General features: G+C 71.1%; 13 protein-coding genes. 2 read left to right on the top strand and 11 right to left on the bottom strand.

Going from position 1 to position 13,424, the window contains the following annotated elements; all coding sequences use genetic code 11:
* Positions 1-173: 173 nt before the first annotated feature.
* From ACFLIM_RS17400 to ACFLIM_RS17380, 5 genes are all read right to left on the bottom strand, one after another.
* Positions 174-1,322, bottom strand: a complete 1,149-nt coding sequence (locus ACFLIM_RS17400) for a methyltransferase domain-containing protein (RefSeq protein ID WP_393166508.1) — start codon at positions 1,320-1,322, stop codon at positions 174-176.
* Positions 1,319-1,468 carry a hypothetical protein gene (locus ACFLIM_RS17395; RefSeq protein ID WP_393166506.1) on the bottom strand — a complete coding sequence of 50 codons (150 nt, stop codon included), beginning with the start codon at positions 1,466-1,468 and terminating at the stop codon, positions 1,319-1,321. The genes ACFLIM_RS17400 and ACFLIM_RS17395 overlap by 4 nt, the downstream gene beginning before the upstream one ends.
* Before the next feature lie 66 nt (positions 1,469-1,534).
* Positions 1,535-1,762 (bottom strand): hypothetical protein, encoded by a 228-nt coding sequence (locus ACFLIM_RS17390; RefSeq protein WP_393166504.1) that lies wholly within the window; start codon positions 1,760-1,762, stop codon positions 1,535-1,537.
* 67 nt (positions 1,763-1,829) lie between these two features.
* Positions 1,830-2,921, bottom strand: coding sequence for a sensor histidine kinase (locus ACFLIM_RS17385; protein WP_393166502.1), 1,092 nt, complete (start codon positions 2,919-2,921; stop codon positions 1,830-1,832).
* Positions 2,922-2,961: 40 nt separating this feature from the next.
* Positions 2,962-4,908: a family 10 glycosylhydrolase gene (locus ACFLIM_RS17380; protein WP_393166500.1), complete on the bottom strand. Its 1,947-nt coding sequence runs from the start codon at positions 4,906-4,908 to the stop codon at positions 2,962-2,964.
* 207 nt (positions 4,909-5,115) lie between these two features.
* Here ACFLIM_RS17380 and ACFLIM_RS17375 point away from each other — a divergent pair, with 207 nt between their 5' ends.
* A complete protein-coding gene (locus ACFLIM_RS17375; protein ID WP_393166498.1) occupies positions 5,116-6,657 on the top strand; it encodes a golvesin C-terminal-like domain-containing protein in 1,542 nt (513 codons plus the stop codon).
* 65 nt (positions 6,658-6,722) lie between these two features.
* Here the strand turns inward: ACFLIM_RS17375 and ACFLIM_RS17370 are convergent, their stop codons facing one another.
* The 4 genes from ACFLIM_RS17370 to ACFLIM_RS17355 are packed head-to-tail and all read right to left on the bottom strand — an operon-like array spanning position 6,723 to position 9,465.
* On the bottom strand, positions 6,723-7,487 hold the full coding sequence (locus tag ACFLIM_RS17370; RefSeq protein WP_393166496.1) for an SDR family NAD(P)-dependent oxidoreductase: 765 nt from the start codon (positions 7,485-7,487) through the stop codon (positions 6,723-6,725).
* 16 nt (positions 7,488-7,503) lie between these two features.
* Complete coding sequence (locus tag ACFLIM_RS17365) at positions 7,504-8,082, bottom strand: TetR/AcrR family transcriptional regulator (RefSeq protein ID WP_393166495.1); 579 nt, start codon at positions 8,080-8,082, stop codon at positions 7,504-7,506.
* A gap of 34 nt (positions 8,083-8,116) precedes the next feature.
* On the bottom strand, positions 8,117-8,398 hold the full coding sequence (locus ACFLIM_RS17360; RefSeq protein ID WP_393166494.1) for a hypothetical protein: 282 nt from the start codon (positions 8,396-8,398) through the stop codon (positions 8,117-8,119).
* On the bottom strand, positions 8,395-9,465 hold the full coding sequence (locus ACFLIM_RS17355; RefSeq protein WP_393166493.1) for a glycosyltransferase family 9 protein: 1,071 nt from the start codon (positions 9,463-9,465) through the stop codon (positions 8,395-8,397). The genes ACFLIM_RS17360 and ACFLIM_RS17355 overlap by 4 nt, the downstream gene beginning before the upstream one ends.
* 72 nt (positions 9,466-9,537) lie before the next feature.
* Here ACFLIM_RS17355 and rfaE2 point away from each other — a divergent pair, with 72 nt between their 5' ends.
* A complete protein-coding gene (gene rfaE2 / locus ACFLIM_RS17350) occupies positions 9,538-10,971 on the top strand; it encodes a D-glycero-beta-D-manno-heptose 1-phosphate adenylyltransferase (RefSeq protein WP_393166492.1) in 1,434 nt (477 codons plus the stop codon).
* Between the two features lie 6 nt (positions 10,972-10,977).
* Here the strand turns inward: rfaE2 and ACFLIM_RS17345 are convergent, their stop codons facing one another.
* The gene (locus ACFLIM_RS17345) at positions 10,978-11,802 is read right to left on the bottom strand and encodes an alpha/beta fold hydrolase (protein ID WP_393166491.1); all 825 of its coding nucleotides are present in this window, start codon (positions 11,800-11,802) and stop codon (positions 10,978-10,980) included.
* Between the two features lie 47 nt (positions 11,803-11,849).
* A complete protein-coding gene (locus tag ACFLIM_RS17340; RefSeq protein ID WP_393166490.1) occupies positions 11,850-13,412 on the bottom strand; it encodes an IucA/IucC family protein in 1,563 nt (520 codons plus the stop codon).
* Between the last annotated feature and the right edge of the window lie 12 nt (positions 13,413-13,424).

Genomic DNA, 13,424 nt, shown 5'->3' with positions numbered 1-13,424 from the left:
CACAGAACGCATGGGACGGGCCAGACAGTTGCATCTGCGAACTGTTCACCACCTGGCTGCGCGCCGCCCGTGACCTGGAAAACTGACCCAGGCGCGCCTGAGCCCGACACATTCCAGCGTTCAGGCCATTGCCTCGTCCGATCGACGGACCTGCCGCCGTCCACTGACGGTGTCTACTCGACAATCCGGTCCGCGGAATCCAGCCAAATCCGCTGCCCATCGGGCGTAACCGACATGCCGAACCGGTCGCGGCCGGGCTCGCCCCAGCTCACCCACCGGAAGTAGGCATCCACGACCTCATCCCACAGCGGCCGGGCGCCCACCTGGTAGATCTCGTACTCCTCGGCATCCGGCCGCCAGTCCACCACCGCCCAGGAGTACGGGTTGCCAGGATCAGACAGCCACAGTCGATATAGCTCTCCGTCTTCGTCGGGCTCGGCGCTGCCGTGGGAGGCCAAGCCGGTCAGCGCCGCGATGGCGAGGTCCGCCCCGGGTGGGGCGTAGGCGATCGTGCGAGGGTCGATGTCCGTGGTCAGGTAGTGCTTGTCTTCGGACCTGCGCGCAGACTGACCTGGGGCTCTGCGCTGGGAGCGCATCATCATGTAGTCGGCGAAGCCGGGGAAGCGGCCGTGCGCTGTGCCGTCGGGCATGACGATGAGTCGCAGCGCGTGGCCGGTACCGAAGCCGGGACGGTACGGCAGCACCATCACGGCGCCGGGCCGGGACTGCTCGACCCATGTGGACGGGACGGTCTGGATGCCGCAGGTCACGTGAACCCGATCGAATGGGGCGCGCGACGGGCACCCGTGCGCACCGTCGCCCACGACAAGGTAGGGCTGGACCCCGGCGGCGGCGAGGTTCTTGGCGGCCTGCTCGCCGACGGCCTTGTCCACCTCGATCGAGGTGACGTTGTCCTCGCCGACGAGATGGGACAGCAGCGCTGCGGTCCAGCCGGTTCCGGTACCGATCTCCAGCACGCGGTGGCCAGGTTCAGGATCCAGCAGCTTCAGCAGGTTGGCGACCGTGCTGGGCGCCGATGCCGAAGACGTGCAGTCACCCGAGCCCGTGGCGATGTCGGTGGCACCGTCGTCGAGTTGGGTGACGATGCTGGTGTCGGAGTAGACGCCGTTCCACCAGTCATCGGGATCGGCGTCGTGGTCGATGACGCGGATGTCCCCATCCGGCGCCCATGCCTGGCCTATGTGCGGGATGTACTGATGGCGGGGCACGGCACGGATGGCGTCGTAGACCCACGCAGCGTCCGGGACGAGGGCGCTGACCTGGCCGATCAGCGCCTCGGTCCGCTCGGGGATGTCCGTCACTTCTTGCCTTTGCCGTCGCTGTTGCCGCTGCCGTGCTTGCCGTCTCCGCCTTGAGTCTTGTCCGGGCCTTGTGGCTCGGGCTTGAAGGGCTTGTCGCCCTGCTTCTCGCCCTCGTGCTTACCCAAAATAACCTCCAGCTCCAACAAGGACACTCAGCGTAACCGTACGAATACGCACCGGATCAAGCAAGGGGCGTCCGACCTGGATGCTCGTTACCCATAGGGAACATCGACGTACCCGCTGCCCGGCGGCAGCGCGTAGCCGTACTTGGGGTCGAGGAGCGTCTCGTTGGTGCCGGGGGCCCAGTGCGCCACCCACGACGCGTCACCGACGCCCGCGTCGCCAAAGCACGTCCAGCCCTGGCCGGGAGTGCTGTCGTCGAGCCGGCGGGCCTGCTCGGCCTGTTCGGGGACACACCACGCCGAGGTCGTCGGCGCCACGGGCGGCGCGCTGAGCACCGTTCATCGAGGGGCCGTTCCCAGCCGCCGCCTTCTCGATCCGGCCGAGTCAGGGCGGTGACGTGGGCAGGGTGGCCTCGACGCGGAAGCCGCCGTCCTTGTCCTCACCGGTCTCCAGGGTGCCGCCGGCCAGCTCCACCCGCCGCCGCAGGTCGAGCAGGCCCATCCCGGGGCCGGTGACGGTGACCCAGGTGTCCGGCAGGCCGGGGGTGTTGCGGACGCTGAGCCGTACGGAGCCTGGAAGATAGCGGACCTGCACCCGCACGTCCGCGCCGGGCGCGTGCTTGCGGACGTTCGTGAGCGCCTCCTGCACCACCAGGTACGCGGTACGCCCCACAGCCCCCGGCACGGGCACCGGCGGGCCGGCAACTACGAGCTCCACCGGCACACCCGCCGACGCCGACTCCGCGACCAGGGGCCGCAGGTCGGGCAGCGGCAACCCCAGGTCGAAGCCCTCCCCCGCGCTACGCCGGAGCAGCGCCACCATGTGACGCAACTCCTCCAGCGCCTCGCCCCCCGTCGCGCGCAGCTCCTCGGCCGCCGCCCTGGCGCGCTCGTCGCCCGACGCCATGGCCAGGACGCCGGCCTGCAACACCATCCGGCTCACCCGGTGGGTGACCACGTCGTGCAGCTCGCCCGCCAGCCGCTCGCGTTCCACCCGCTCGGCCCGCTCCGCCAGCTCCCGTCGCAAGCGTTCCCTGACGGCCACGTACATGCCGTACAGAGCGGCGAGCGCGATCGCCACCTCGGCGCGGAAGACCAGGGGCAGGCGGTCGGTGAGAGCCAGCACGGCCAGGGCGAGGGTGAGCACCGGCAACCACTGCGTCATGCCCCGATGCCGGTCGACCGCGAACGCCATCGCGCCATAGGCGGCGAACGGCCCGGTGGGCGGCCAGATCAGCACCTCGCCCAGCGGGGGCAGGGCGGACGGGGCGAGCACCGACAACACCGGCAGGGCGATCGCCGTGCCCGCGCTGACCCAGGCGACGGTGAGCGGCGCGCGGCGCATCCAGAGCACCGGCAACGCCGCCGCCAGCAGGAGCGCGAGGACGGGAGCCGGGAAATATCCGATCGCCAGCGTCAAGCCTGCCGCGACCAGGACCGCGACCGCGTCGATCGGCCGCGGACGGACACCGTCCATCGGCTCATCGTACGATCACGTGCCGAAGGTGCCCAGAGTCTCAGACCTTGGTGAGGCGAACGGCGTCGGCGATGAGGTAACCGGTCGTGGACGTCCAGCGGCTCACCCCGACCACGTTGTACGTCCCGGCCGCCAGCGAGTACGTCCCGAGCACCCGCCACTGCCCCCCGCCCGACCGCTGGTCCACGGTGACCGTCTGGTTCCCGCCCGACGCGGCCACGATGTACGGCGTCGCGCTGTTGTAGCCGGAGTTGGCCGGATACCACACCTCCACCCGGTAATTCCCCGCACTCGGGACGGCGGCCCGGTACCAGGCCGGGTCGCTGGCCGAGACCGGGTCGGCGAAGCGGTAGTCGGCGCCGTGCAGTTGCCCGGAGAAGGTGGAGCTGCCCCAGTTCGCGCTGGCGGTGAAGCCGGGGTCGGAGTTGTCGATCACGACGCTGAACGTGCCGCCCGACGACCCCACGACCTTGCCCGCGCTCGGCGCGCTCTCCTGGTGCGTCCGGTTGAGGGCGGTCACGTAGTACGTGTACGTCCCGGTGGCGGTCGTGTCCGTGAAACTCGGCTGCCTGGTCGTCTTGACCAGGTTGCGGGCGTCGGCGAAGAAGCACGGATCGGACGCCGACTGCGAGCCGTCGACCCGGTAGACCGCGTACGACGTGCCCGAGCCCGTCCACGCGAGCTGGACGCCGTTCGAGACGCGGGTGGCCGAGGTGATCGAGGGCGCGACGGGCGCGCCGCCGGTGCCGCGGGCAGGAAGGAGGGCGGGCTTGGTGTAGTGGGCGTTCACCAGCCTGGTGATCGCCCCGATCCGGTCGGCCTTGACGTCCTTGGCGCTGAAGAACACGTCGCCGACCACCTCGGGATGCCGCCGGTTGTCGGTCAGGTGGTCGCTCAGCTCGGCCGGGTCCTGCCAGGCCGCGTCCTGGCCAGAGGCGCCCGCGCGGTAGGCGGCCTGGCCGACGACGAGTTGCACGCCGGTGCCCCGTACCACGTCGGACCACCAGGCGGTGAGCACCTCGTAGGCGGCCGTGGTGAAGCCGATGTGCCAGTAGATCTGCGGCGCGAGATAGTCCACCCAGCCCTGCTTCACCCACTGCCTGGTGTCGGCGTAGATGGCGTCGTACGACTGCAGCCCCGAGGTGCGTGAGCCGAGCGGGTCGGTGCCGGCGTTGCGCCAGATGCCGAACGGGCTGATGCCGAACGACACGTGCGGCTTGGCGGTGTGGATGCGCTGGTCGAGCTCCCGTACAAGGAGGTTGACGTTGTCGCGCCGCCAGTCGGCGACGTTGCCGAACGAGCCGCCGTACTGGGCGTACGCGGCCGAGTCCGGGATGCTCTCGCCGCTCACCGGATAGGGGTAGAAGTAGTCGTCCAAGTGCACGCCGTCCACGTCGTAGCGGGAGACGGCGTCCATGATCGCGTCCTCGATGAAGTCGCGTACCGCCGGGATGCCCGGGTTGTAGTAGAGCTTCCCGCCGTAGGCGAACCGCCAGTCGGGGTGCTGCCGCGCGGGGTGCGTGGAGACCAGCCTGCTGGGGTCGTCGTGGTTGGCGATCCGGTACGGGTTGAACCAGGCGTGGAACTCCAGGTTCCGGGCGTGGGCCTCGTTGACCATGAACGCCAGCGGGTCGTACCCCGGATTGCCGCCCTGGGTGCCGGTCAGCCACTGCGACCACGGCTCGTACGGCGAGGGCCAGAACGCGTCGGCCGTCGGCCTGACCTGTACGACCACGGCGTTCATACGTTTCTGCACGGCCAGGTCCAGCCAGGCGCGGAACTCGGCCTGCTGCGCCGACACGCTCAGTCCGGTGCGGCTGGGCCAGTCGATGTTCGCGACCGAGGAGATCCACATGGCCCTGAGCTGGCGCTTGGGGGTCGCGGGATCGATCGCGCAGGCCGCGGCGGCGGCGGATGAGGTGGGGGCCACGATGCTGACGAGTGCGGCGGTGAGCGCCGCCAGGACGGTACGCAGGAGCGCGGTCACGAAAGGAAGTTTCAGTGCGATCAGATCAAAGCGCAATAGTTTTCACAACTTCGGTGGGCCCAAATCTCGGACGGGTCACACCAGGGGCGGAAAGTTTCACCTAACACGCGAGTAATGTCAATTATCGACATTAGTCAGGAGGTGCAATACGGTGGGCCGCGTCCAGCGGCGCACCGCAGGTTACGGTTCCGCACCTACGGTGCACCCGTGGCAACCAACGAGGAGCACCCCATGACTCTCGCCCGCACGCGATTAGCCGCCCTCGCCACCTCGATCCTCGCCATCCTCCTCATCGCCGCAGGCCAGCCCGCCCTGGCAGTGGCCAAGGAGGCTCCGCTGCCCGCCGCGTTCGCCAAGGCGGCGGCCGGCCACGACGTACCCCGCGACCTGCTCGTCGCGCTCGCCTACGCCGAGACCCACCTCGACGGCCACCACGGCGAGCCCAGCGCCAGCGGCGGCTACGGCGTGATGCACCTGGTCAGCAACCCCACCAACCACTCGCTGGAGAAGGCCGCGGAGCTCACCAAGCTCCCCGTCGAGAAGCTGAAGGCCGACGACGAGGCCAACATCCTCGGCGGCGCGGCCGTCCTGCGTTCCCTCGCCGACAAGCTCGGCCTCGACGAGGCGGCCAGGAAGGACGCCGGCCGCTGGTACCAGGCCGTGGCCACGTACGGCAACGCCTCCTCGCCGGAGGTGGCCCGCCTCTACGCCGACGCCGTGTACGAGCAGCTCGGACTCGGCATCGACATCCGGGGCGTGCAGGTCAAGCCGCAGGAGGTCACCGCCGACCGCGGCGAGTACGCCAAGGCCCGCGACCTGAACGCGCAGGCCGAGGTGGCCAGCCCCGACTACCCGCCGGCCGCCTGGGTGCCCGCCAGCACCAGCAACTACCGGGTCTCCAGCCGCGAGACGAGCTACAACATCGACCGGGTGGTCATCCACGTCACCCAGGGCTCGTACGCGGGCACCATCTCCTGGTTCCAGAACCCCAGCGCGCAGGTCTCCGCGCACTACGTGGTCAAGTCCTCCAACGGCGCCATCACCCAGATGGTCCGGGACAAGGACGTCGCCTGGCACGCCGGGAACTCGACCTACAACAACCGCTCGATCGGCATCGAGCACGAGGGCTTCGTCGCCGACGCCTCGTGGTTCACCGACGCGATGTACCGGGCCTCCGCGGCCCTGACCAAGGCCCTCTGCGACAAGTACGGCATCCCCAAGACCAGGACCGGCATCATCGGGCACAACGAGGTGCCCGGCGCGACCCACACCGACCCGGGCCCGCACTGGAACTGGACCACGTACATGAACTACGTGACCGGTGGCGGCACCCCACCGTCGTGGACGACGACCGTCGACAACACCACGTCCGGCCAGTTCACCGCCAGCGCGAACTGGGGCACCTCCGCCTACTCCAGCCAGCGCTACGGCACCGACTACCGCTTCGCCGACCCCGTCGCCGCCAGCGACCCGGCGTGGTATTCGGCCGCCATTCCCAGCGCGGGCACGTACCGGGTCGAGGTCTGGTATCCGGCTGATCCCGGGTACAACAGCTCGGCGCCGTACATCGTGGCGGCGTCGAGCGGCAACCAGACCGTGTACGTCGACCAACGGGCCGGCGGAGGCGCCTGGCGCAGCCTGGGCACCTTCTCGCTCAACGCCGGCACCTACAACGCCGTCGGCGTGAGCCGCTGGACCTCGGGCACGGGCCTCGTCATCGCCGACGCCGTGCGCATCAGCCGGCTCTGAAAGACCGGGACGGCTCGCGCCCACTCTGGCGGGGGCGCGAGCCGTACCTATGCGGCGCGGCGGGGTCAGGCCGTGGCGCCGCCGTCGATCACGTGGTCCTGGCCGACGACGAAGCTCGACTCCGGTGACGACAACCACAACACCGCGGCGGCGATCTCCTCGGGAGTGCCGACCCGGCCGATCGGCAGGGCGGTCCTCATGCGCGCGTCCCGGTCCTCGCGGGTCTCGCCCGGACGGGTCGACATGGGCGAGTCGATGGGGCCGGGGCTGATGGAGTTGATGCGCACCCCCTCGCCGATGTGATCGCGGGCCGCGGTGCGGGTCAGGAAGCTCACCCCGGCCTTCGAGGCCGCGTACGCGCCCGCCCCCGGCAGCCGCCAGTGGGCCCCGAGGTTGGAGGCCACGTTGACGATGACGCCGCCGCCGTGCGAGCGCATGTGGGCGATCTCGTGCTTCATCGCCAGGAACATGCCCTTGAGGTTCACCGCGACCACGTCGTCCCAGGTTTCCTCGTCGTAGTCGGCCAGCGGCGCCACCGTGCCGAAGATCCCGGCCGCGTTGAAGGCCATGTCGAGCCCGCCGTACCGGGAGACGGCGGCCTCGACCATGGCGGCCACCTCCGCCGACCTGGTGACGTCCGCGGCGAACGCGCTCGCCCGGCCGCCCCCCTCCTCGATCGGCTTCACGACCTCCGCGAGCCTGGCGGTGTCCCGGCCCGCGACCAGCACCGCCGCACCCTCCCGCGCGTACGCGAGCGCCGCCGCCCGGCCCACGACCCCGCTCGCGCCGGTGACGAGCGCGACCTTGCCTGCAAAACGACCTGCCATCATTCCATACCAATCGTTCTCAAATTTGGACAGCGATCATGGCCTGCTCCACCGCGTCACGCAACCTGCGCGGATCCGGGTCGGCCCTGCCGAGCACCCTGACGCCCTGCAGCAGCACGAGCAGGAACCTGGCCAGCGCGTAGGGGTCCTTGCCCGCCGGGATCTCCCCCTGGGCGCGCGCCCTGACCAGCGTGGCGGCGAGCGCCGTCTCCAGCCCCGCCCAGCTGGTCGCGACCTTCCGCGACATCGCCGCGTCCCGCCCCGCGAGCTCGACGGCGGTGTTGACCACCATGCAGCCCCGCCGCAGCTCGTCTGCCAGCGTCTCCGCCACGTAGGAGTCGAGGAAGGCGCGCAGGGCGGGCAGCGCGGGACCCGGCTGGGACAGCGGCTCGACCACGTTGCTCTGCTCCAGATAGAGCTCCAGGGCCTTCAGGTAGAGCTCGCGCTTGCCGCCGAAGGTCGCGTAGATGCTCGCCCGCGCGACCCCGAGCCGCTCCACGAGATCCGCCATCGAGGTCGCCTCGTATCCGCGCTCCCAGAACAGCTCGAGAGCCCGTTGCAGGGCGACCTCGGGATCGAACTCCTTGCTCCTTGCCACGGCGGCAAAGCTAGCACAATCAAGAACGATCGGTCTAATTATCGTCATCCACGGATCGCAACTGCCGCGGCACCTCCAGCAGCCCCAGTACGTCCTGCTCTCCCCTGCGCGTGATGACGTCGTTGATCGCCTCGGCCACCTCCTGCCTGCTGTAGTCGCCCTCGGGCAGCTCGTTGAGGTGCGTCAGCAGGTCGGCGGGCAGGCCCACGTGCTGCGAGACCCGCGAGTACACCTCCCTCATCGCGACCCGGTCCCGGTCCTGGAACGCCTCGTCGATGGCCTGCTGCAGCTCGTCGAGCACGGCTCTGTCAGTCATCTCTCATCCCCCAATAGGTCCCTGGCCTGCTCCATCACCATGTCCACCGAGACGTCGGCCACCCACGACGGGTCGTGCGGGCAACGTTCGGCGCTCGGGTCCACGCCGCTGGCGCCGCATCGCGGGCACGCCGTGATCCAGGAGATCAGCGGCCGGTGCGTGGTCCTGCTGAGCGGTCCCGCCTGGATCAGGTTGCCGCACCAGTAGACGGCGACCGTGGGTGTGCCGACCGCGGCGGCCAGGTGGCGCGGGCCCGTGTCGTTGGCGATCACCAGGTCGCACCGCTCGTAGAGCGCGGCCAGCCCGCCGATGCCGAGCGCGCCCACCACGGGGATCGCAGGCCGCGAGCTCCGGCGCATCGCGGTGACCACGCCCATCACCAGGTCCTCCTCCTGCCGGGTGCCCGTCACCGCGACGGGCCGCCCGACCAGGTCGGCCACCTCGGCGAAACGCTCCACCGGCCACCGCCGCCGCGGATCCATCGCGCCCGGGTGCACCGCGACCAGCCCCTGCGGCGGCTCGCCGAGCGCCCGGGCCAGCTCGGCGCGGTCGTCGCCGGTGACCGCCACCCGCGCCTCCAACCCGTCCGCGACCCCGCCGACCAGCGCGACGACCTGCAGGAAGCGCAGGGTCTCGTGGTGATAGTCCGTGTACGGCACCCAGCGGTCCAGCAGCTCCGCCCCCGGCGCCCGCAGCCCGGCGCTCACCCTGGCGCCCAGCCGCCGGACGAACGGGTTGGAGAACCGGCCGCCCCCGTGGATCTGCACCGCCAGGTCGAATTCGCGTCCCAGCAGCTCCTCGCACAGGTCCTCCGGCGGCGGGTGCCCCGGCTCCGGCGTGGACACGCCCGAGATCGGCGGCAGCGCCACCACGTCGTCCACGGGACCGGGCCGGCCCGCGAGGAACTCGGCGTGCCACGACGTGCCGAGCAGCGTCAGATGGGCGCCGGGGTAGGCCCGCTTGAGCGCCTCCAGCGCGGGCACGGCCAGCAGGAAGTCGCCGAGCGCGTTGGCCCGCAACACCGCGATGCGTGCCACGCCCTCCACAAGTCCCGTCGTGCCCTGCATAGCCGCCTGGCTACCCAGAGACCTCATACCCATAACTGGTTTGAGCTGGTCTTTTGCAGGTACTCGCTCCTCATGGGCACTGAGAAGGCCGTCAACGCGGTGGTCGTCGGAGATGTCATGCTCGACTCCTGGCTGCTCGGCTCGGCCAAGCGCCTGGCCCAGGAGGCGCCGGTGCCCGTGATGAGCCTGGAGGCGACCGAGGACGCGCCGGGGGGCGCCGCCAACACCGCGGCCAACCTCGTGGCGCTCGGTGCCCGGGTCCGGCTCGTCGGCGTCGTGGGCGACGACGCCTGCGGGGACAAGCTCGTACAGTCGTTGCGCCTGCTCGGTGTCGAGACCGACCTGCTGACCGTGCCGGGGCGGCGTACCGCGCACAAGTGGCGGCTGGTCGCCAGCGGCCAGCTCACCGCGCGCTACGACGAGGAGGACCTCGACGTCATCCCGGACGAGGCCGAGCGGGAGCTGCTCGGGCGGCTCGCGGAGGCGCTGCCCGGCGCCGATGTGGTCGTCGCGTGCGACTACGGCGGCGGCGTGTTCACCCCCGCCGTGCGCCGGGCGCTGGCCGGGCTCCCGCTGCTGGTGGTGGACGCGCACGCGGTGGCGCCATGGCGCGAATGCGGGCCCGCCGCGGTCCTGCCCAACTACGCCGAGGTCGTACGCCTGCTCGGCCACGTGGACGAGACGACGGACCGGCTGGCGTACCTGACGTCCCGCTCTGACCGGCTCCTGGAGCTGACCCGGGCCGGGATCGTGGTGACCACGCTGGACGGGCAGGGCACGCTGCTGCACAGGAGCGGCCACCCGCCGTACCGGACCTATGCCCAGTCCGCGCCCCATCACATGGCGACGGGCGCGGGCGACACCTACACCGCCGCGTTCGCGCTCTGGCTGGCCGACGGCGCGTCGCCGGAGGAGGCCGCGGAGGCGGGCCAGGCGGCGGCCGGTGTCGTGGTACGCCGCCAGGGCACTGCCATCTGCACCCGGTACGAGCTGCTGCGCGCCCTGCGCCGCCAGGAGGGCGCCGTGCAGACGGGGGAACGCCTGGCCCAGCTCCTGGACGAGCACCGGCGCAGGGGGGAGCGGGTGGTGTTCACCAACGGCTGCTTCGACGTGCTGCACCGGGGGCACGTTACGTACCTGGAGCAGGCGGGCCAGCTCGGCGACGTGCTCGTGGTGGCGGTCAACAGCGACGCCAGCGTGGCCCGGCTCAAGGGCCCCGGACGGCCTGTCAACCCGTGCGAGGACCGGATGTCCGTGCTCGCGGCCCTCAACGACGTCGACTACGTGACGGAGTTCGACGAGGACACGCCGGAGCGGCTGCTCAGGCTGATCCGGCCGGAGCTCTACGTCAAAGGCGGCGACTACACGGCGGAGGCGCTGGCGGAGGCCGCGCTCGTGCGCTCGCTGGGAGGCGAGGTACGGGTGCTCGGCTACCTGCCCGACCGCTCGACCACCGCCATCATCGGCCGCATGCGGTCGCTGCCCGACCAGCTCGGGAACGCGTGACCGGGGTCAGCCCAGCGCCTTCACGAGCCAGGGGCGCAGGATCGGCAGGACGTTCGCCGCCTGCATGGCGCTCATGTGGTCGAGCCCGTCCAGCACCGCCACGTCCCACCCGAGCGCCGCCAGCTCGGCCCCGTGCCGCACCAGCGGGCCCGCGATGCTGACGCGCACCCCGCCCCACCGTTCGTCGTAGTCGATCTCGTCGGCCGACCCGGCGAAGCACAACCGGGGACAGGAGAGCCGCACCGCCCGGTCGTCGAACCCCTGCAACGCCTGATACAGCGTGACGAACTGCCGGGCCTGCTCCTCGGTGGTGGTCACCTCGGCCGACGACCAGTCGTACTCCTCCGCGGCCTGCGGGGTGGCCTGCCGGGGCTCGGTGGCCATCGCATGGGTCGCCATGGTCACCTGGAGCATCTCCTTGTACGGCCCCGCATACGCCGGGAACCCGCCCATGACCAGCGCCGAGACCCGGTCGCTCCTGACGGCGAGCTGCAGCCCGCTGAGCGCCAGCCAGGAATAGCCGTAGTACGCGAACCGCCCGGCCCCCGCCGCGTCCGCCACCGCCAGCAGGTCGGCCGCGACGTTGTCCGGGGTGAGCGTGTCCGGCTTGGGGGTGCTCATGACGTGCCCCTGGTAGTCGAAGGCGACGACCCGGAACGCGTCGCGCAGCCCGTCTATGAGCGACCGCCCGAGCGCCGGGTCCATGCCCCATTTCCGCAGCTCGTCGGCCCGCTCGCCCTCGACCGGCCGCGGATCGACCGGCAGCAGCAGGACAGGGCCCGACCCATGTGTCTCGACCTCGATGGTGCTCCCGTCGTGCAACGTCGCCATCGTCCCCTCCGTAAGAATTCGATACGCCGTAAAGTGTTGAGAATAGCTTACGGCATAAAGAGTCTCAACGGGTTGGGGATCGGCACGCATCGCATGTCCCCGCCGCCGGCGTCCAGCCAGCGCAGCAGCAGGTTGGCCTTGGCCGGGATGTGCGTGGCGGCCAGCAGGGCACCGAGTTCCTCGGGGTCGTCGTGGTCCTTGCCGCAGGCGGCGAACGTGGCCCTCGCACGTACCCACAACTCGGACCGCAACCCCGGATGGCGGGCCGCGAGGGCGCCGGCAATCTCGCAGAGGTTGTTGGTCAGCAGGCAGTACACCAGCCGCTCCCACCCGTAGGAGCCGCTCACCACGTGGGCGCCGTGGAGACGGGGATGCCGCTCGGCGACGAGCTTGACGCCCTCGTGGTCACGGAAGATCGCCTGCGCGGGTGTGCCGTGCTCGTCCACCCCGATCAGCACGTTCTGCAGGTGGCATTCGAGCACGACCCCGTGCCGCAGGTACGCGTGCAGCACCGGCGGCACCACGTGGTCGAGATAGCGCTCCCACCACGCGAGCGCCTGCTCCTCGCCCAGACCGTCGAGCGGGTTGCCGGGAAAACCCTCGCTGATGCCCGCCGCCAGCAGCGCCGTCAGCCCGGGGCGCAGGTGCTCGCGCAGCCCGTCGCGAACGATCACCGCCAGCGACTCTCCGCCGTCCAGCACCAGCTCGGCGCTGCGGTACCCGCGGTCGCGCAGCACGGCGGGGCGCGCGACGTGGTCCGGCAGGTCGTCGAAGGCCCGGCCGAGCAGCTCCGCGATCTCGGTCAGCCGGCGCAGGTCGTGCCGCCACAACCGGCGCACGTCGTTCGTGATCCGCACGTCCAGGCTGAACTTGCAGAACAGGTCTTGGTCCGGCAGGTACACCGTGCGGATCGACGAGGTCGGCGACGCCCTGACGGCGGTGACTCCCACCTGGCGCAGCCGCAGGCCCCCCAGCAGCTCCACCTGCCAGGGGTGGGCGGGCAGCAGGACCAGGCCGTCCCCCGGCGGCGGGCCGAGCCGGTCCAGCGCACTCGCGTCCCCCTCCTCGACCAGCTTCGCCGCGGGCACGCCGAACAGCGGCAGGGCGAAGCTCGCGTGCGCCTCCGGCGAGTACGGGAGCCAGGCCTCCGGCCCCGCTCCACCCCGTGCCTTGGGCGCGGGGTGGTAGCGATGCCCCGCCACGAGGGCCTGCTCAGAGCGCAGGTACGGGTCCGCGGGCGGCACGGCGGTCCGCCTGGTCGCCAGCAGGGTGGCCATGACGTCCCGGCTGTGCACGATCTCGGCGGGCAGCGTGTCGTTGGCGACCCCGGTGCCCGCACGCAGTTCGGCGGCCGCCAGCGCGATCAGGTCGTCCAGCGACAGCGGGCACCAGCCGTCGGGCGTGCGCAGCGCCGGTCCCGTGGGGAAGCGCTCTCCGCCGACCCGCAGCACATGGCCGGTGGCGGGCAACAGAAGGGTCCTGGGATCCAGGTGTGTGGCCACTTCACGGATGAGGCAGTTGAGCAGCGCCGTCACCGCGAGGGCTTCGGCGTCTCTGCATGCCTCCTGTTCCGGCCCGAGGGGCGGGAGGAGGCCGTCGATGGGTGTCATGGCGACCTGCTC

The organism is Nonomuraea marmarensis (assembly GCF_043197025.1).
GTDB classification, from domain to species: Bacteria; Actinomycetota; Actinomycetes; order Streptosporangiales; family Streptosporangiaceae; genus Nonomuraea; species Nonomuraea marmarensis.
Note: the sequence above shows the minus strand (reverse complement) of the source record. Positions and strands in the feature narration are given on the sequence as shown.